This window comes from Mesorhizobium sp. B2-7-1 (assembly GCF_006440735.1).
GTDB lineage: Bacteria > Pseudomonadota > Alphaproteobacteria > Rhizobiales > Rhizobiaceae > Mesorhizobium.
On sequence record NZ_VFUA01000194.1, the window covers coordinates 1 to 4274 of the forward strand.

Genomic DNA, 4274 nt, shown 5'->3' on the forward strand with positions numbered 1-4274 from the left:
CGCCCGGCGACGTGATCGCCGAGATCGAGACAGACAAGGCGACGATGGAAGTCGAAGCTGTCGATGAAGGCACGCTCGCCAAGATCGTGGTTCCCGCCGGCACCGAAGGCGTCAAGGTCAATGCTGTGATCGCCGTGCTTGCCGTCGATGGTGAAGACGTCGACAAGGCCGGCGAAGGCATCGGCGAAGAAGAGCCTAAGACTGAGAGCGCAGCGCCAGCCCCGGCGCCCGCCGCGGCCAAGAGCGAGGCTGCCGCTCCTGTCGCTGCCGCGCCGAAGACGGAGGTCGCCGCGGATCCGGACATTCCCGCCGGCACCGAGATGGTTTCCACCACGGTGCGCGAAGCGCTCCGTGACGCCATGGCCGAGGAAATGCGCCGCGACGGCGACGTCTTCGTCATGGGCGAGGAGGTCGCCGAGTACCAGGGCGCCTACAAGATCACTCAAGGGTTGCTGCAGGAATTCGGGCCGCGGCGCGTGGTCGACACGCCGATCACCGAGCACGGCTTTGCCGGCGTCGGCGTCGGCGCCGCGATGGCCGGGCTGAAGCCGATCGTCGAGTTCATGACTTTCAACTTCGCCATGCAGGCAATCGACCAGATCATCAACTCGGCCGCCAAGACGCTCTATATGTCCGGCGGCCAGATGGGCGCTCCGATCGTGTTCCGCGGCCCGAACGGCGCCGCCGCCCGTGTCGCTGCCCAGCACTCGCAGTGCTATGCCGCCTGGTACAGCCATGTCCCCGGCCTGAAGGTTGTGATGCCTTATACGGCTGCCGACGCCAAGGGCCTGCTCAAGGCGGCGATCAGAGACCCGAACCCGGTCATCTTCCTCGAGAACGAGATCCTCTACGGCCATTCCTTCGACGTGCCGAAGCTCGACGATTTCGTGCTGCCGATCGGCAAGGCGCGTATCCACAAGCAGGGCAGGGACGTCACACTCGTCTCCTTCGGCATCGGCATGACCTATGCGATCAAGGCAGAGGCCGAGCTGCGCGGCATGGGCATCGATGCCGAGATCATCGATCTCAGGACCATCCGGCCGCTCGACTTCGACACCATCATCGCCTCGGTGAAGAAGACCAACCGTCTCGTGGTGGTGGAAGAGGGTTTTCCGCAGAACTCGGTTGGCGACCACATCGCCAACCAGGTCTCGCAGCGCGCCTTCGACTTCCTCGATGCGCCGGTGATCACTATTGCCGGCAAGGACGTGCCGATGCCTTACGCGGCGAACCTCGAGAAACTGGCGCTGCCAAACGTCGGCGAAGTCGTCGAGGCTGTCAAAGCCGTCACTTATCGCTGAGCCGGTCGGGAGGACAACATGCCAATTAACATCACCATGCCGGCGCTCTCTCCGACGATGGAAGAGGGCAATCTGTCAAAATGGCTGGTCAAGGAAGGCGACAAGGTTTCGCCCGGCGACGTGATCGCCGAGATCGAGACAGACAAGGCGACGATGGAAGTCGAAGCTGTCGATGAAGGCACCGTCGCCAAGCTGGTGGTTCCGGCCGGCACCGAAGGCGTCAAGGTCAACGCGCTGATCGCCATCCTGGCCGGCGAGGGCGAGGATACCGGCGCCGCGGCCAAGAGCGGTGGCGGCGCGGCTCCCAAGGCAGAGGCGCCGAAAGCGGATGCCCCGAAGGCCGAAGTGCCCAAGGAAGCCCCCAAGCCGGCTGCAGCCGCCGCGGCGCCCGCGCCGGCGAAGGCCGAGTCCGCTCCCGTCGCCAACGGCCACGCCGCCGGCGATCGCGTCTTTGCATCGCCCTTGGCCCGCCGAATCGCCAAGGATGCCGGCGTCGACGTGACGGCATTGACCGGTTCCGGCCCGCATGGCCGCGTGGTGAAGGTCGACGTCGAGGCGGCGATCGCTTCCGGCGGCGCCAAGGCCGCGCCGACGGCGAAGGCGCCTGCGGGCGCCCCGTCCGCTCCGGCCCCTGCGCCCAAGCCGATGTCGGACGACCAGGTGCTGAAGCTGTTCGCCGAAGGCTCATACGAGCTCGTGCCGCACGACAACATGCGCAAGACCATCGCGCGCCGCCTGGTCGAGGCGAAGTCCACCATCCCGCATTTCTATCTGACGCTGGATTGCGAGCTCGATGCGCTCTTGGCGCTGCGCACGCAGTTGAATGCCGCAGCCCCGATGAGGAAGACCGATAAGGGCGAGGCCCCGGCCTACAAGCTCTCGGTCAACGACATGGTGATCAAGGCGATGGCCATGGCGCTGATGGCGGTGCCGGACGCCAACGCCTCCTGGACGGACAGCGCCATGGTCAAGCACAAGCACGCCGATGTCGGGGTTGCCGTGTCGATCCCCGGCGGCCTGATCACGCCGATCATCCGGCATGCGGATGAAAAGACGCTGTCGGTCATCTCCAACGAGATGAAGGACCTGGCCAGCCGCGCCAGGAGCCGCAAGCTGAAGCCCGAGGAGTATCAGGGCGGCACGACGGCGGTGTCTAACCTCGGCATGTTCGGCATCAAGGACTTTGCCGCCGTCATCAACCCGCCGCATGCGACGATCCTGGCGGTCGGCGCCGGCGAGGAGCGGGCGGTGGTGAAGAAGGGCGAGATCAAGATAGCGACGGTGATGTCGGTGACGCTCTCGACCGACCATCGCGCGGTCGATGGCGCGCTTGGCGCGGAGCTGCTCGGCGCCTTCAAGCGCATGATCGAGAACCCGATGGGCATGCTGGTGTAAGAAGGAAAAGGCGGTGCGGAAGTTCTTCACCAGCCTTTTCGCCTTCGTCCTTTCCAGCTTCGCCGGCGGCCTGGTGGCTCAGGAACTCGCCGTCGCCACCGGGGCCGAGGAAGAATACATCGTCGTTTTCATGGTCTCGATGTTGGTAACCCTCGTCGTCACCGCCGTCTTCTTCATGGCGCAGTTCATGGCCGATCCGGCCATGGCCGTCGCCAAGGTGGGAAAATGGTCGCTGATCGTGTTCGCCATGTTGCTGATCCTGCTGGTCGGCCTGGTACCCTATACGGATGCCAGCGCAGACGTGGTAAGGCGCGACGTGCCGATGATGGCCGGACTGATACTGCCGGGTATCGTTACGATCATCGTGCAGTGGCTCTTCGTGCGCTGGCGGGTGGGGCCTGTCAGGACAGGTTTTGGTAGAAGCGGGGCGAAGGCGTGAAGACAATTCTGTGCTACGGCGACTCCCTGACCTGGGGCTATGACGCCGCCAGCCTTGGCCGCCATGCGCTGGCAGACCGCTGGCCGAGCGTGCTTCGGGCCGAGCTCGGCGGCGACGTCGAGGTCATCGCCGAAGGCCTCAACGGCCGCACCACGGCGTTCGACGATCATCTGGCCGGCGCCGACCGCAATGGCGCCCGCGTCCTGCCGACGATCCTGACCAGCCACGCGCCGCTCGATCTCGTCATCGTCATGCTCGGCTCAAACGACATGAAGCCATGGATCCACGGCAATCCGGTCGCCGCCAAGCAGGGCGTGCAGCGCCTGATCGATATCGTGCGCGGCCACGACTATCCGTTCGATTGGGACGCGCCGCAGATTCTCATCGTCGCGCCGCCCGCCGTCTCGCGCACCGACAATGCCGAATTCAAGGAAATGTTCGCTGGCGGCGACGACGCCTCCAGGCGGCTGGCGCCGCAATATTCTGCGCTTGCCGACGAGGCCGGCTGCGGCTTCTTCGACGCCGGCACCGTCGCAACCACCACGCCGCTCGACGGCGTCCATCTCGATGCTGAAAACACGCGGCGGATCGGCCACGCTCTGGCGCCGCTCGTGCGTGTCATGCTCTCACTCTAACCCTTAGAAAGATCAGGGAGAAAACCCCGTGGCTGAATCCTACGACGTCATCATCATCGGCTCAGGCCCCGGCGGCTATGTCACGGCGGTGCGCTCCGCCCAGCTTGGCTTCAAGACGGCGATCGTCGAGCGCGAGCATCTGGGCGGCATCTGCCTCAACTGGGGCTGTATCCCCACCAAGGCGCTGCTACGCTCGGCCGAGATCATGCATTATTCCGACCATCTCAAGGACTACGGCCTGAAGCTCGAGGGCGGTAAGGTCAGCCCCGATACATCAGCCGTGGTCGACCGTTCGCGAAAAGTGTCGCTCAGGCTGAACACCGGCGTCGGCTTCCTGATGAAGAAGAACAAGGTCGACGTCATCTGGGGCGAGGCGAAGCTTTCGAAACCCGGTGAAGTCGTCGTTTCGAAGACCGCGAAGAAGCCGATGGAACCGCAGCCGCCGGTGCCGAAAGGCGTCAAGGGCGAGGGCACCTATACCGCCAAGCACATCATTCTCGCGAC

The 4274-nt window shown here is 64.9% G+C and carries 5 protein-coding genes; all 5 read left to right on the forward strand.

The genetic code is table 11. The features are described 5' to 3' along the window. Nucleotides 1-1301: pyruvate dehydrogenase complex E1 component subunit beta (locus FJ471_RS34150; RefSeq protein WP_140811184.1), on the forward strand; the 1301-nt coding region annotated here is incomplete at its 5' end. An 18-nt stretch (nucleotides 1302-1319) separates the two neighbouring features. Continuing rightward, nucleotides 1320-2696, forward strand: a complete 1377-nt coding sequence (locus FJ471_RS34155; RefSeq protein ID WP_140811186.1) for a pyruvate dehydrogenase complex dihydrolipoamide acetyltransferase — start codon at nucleotides 1320-1322, stop codon at nucleotides 2694-2696. A 13-nt stretch (nucleotides 2697-2709) separates the two neighbouring features. After that, nucleotides 2710-3135: a hypothetical protein gene (locus tag FJ471_RS34160; RefSeq protein ID WP_140811188.1), complete on the forward strand. Its 426-nt coding sequence runs from the start codon at nucleotides 2710-2712 to the stop codon at nucleotides 3133-3135. Next, nucleotides 3132-3770 (forward strand): SGNH/GDSL hydrolase family protein, encoded by a 639-nt coding sequence (locus FJ471_RS34165; RefSeq protein ID WP_140811190.1) that lies wholly within the window; start codon nucleotides 3132-3134, stop codon nucleotides 3768-3770. The genes FJ471_RS34160 and FJ471_RS34165 overlap by 4 nt, the downstream gene beginning before the upstream one ends. A 28-nt stretch (nucleotides 3771-3798) precedes the next feature. Continuing rightward, nucleotides 3799-4274, forward strand: a 476-nt coding sequence (locus tag FJ471_RS34170; protein ID WP_140811192.1) for an FAD-dependent oxidoreductase, incomplete at its 3' end; no start/stop codon positions are given.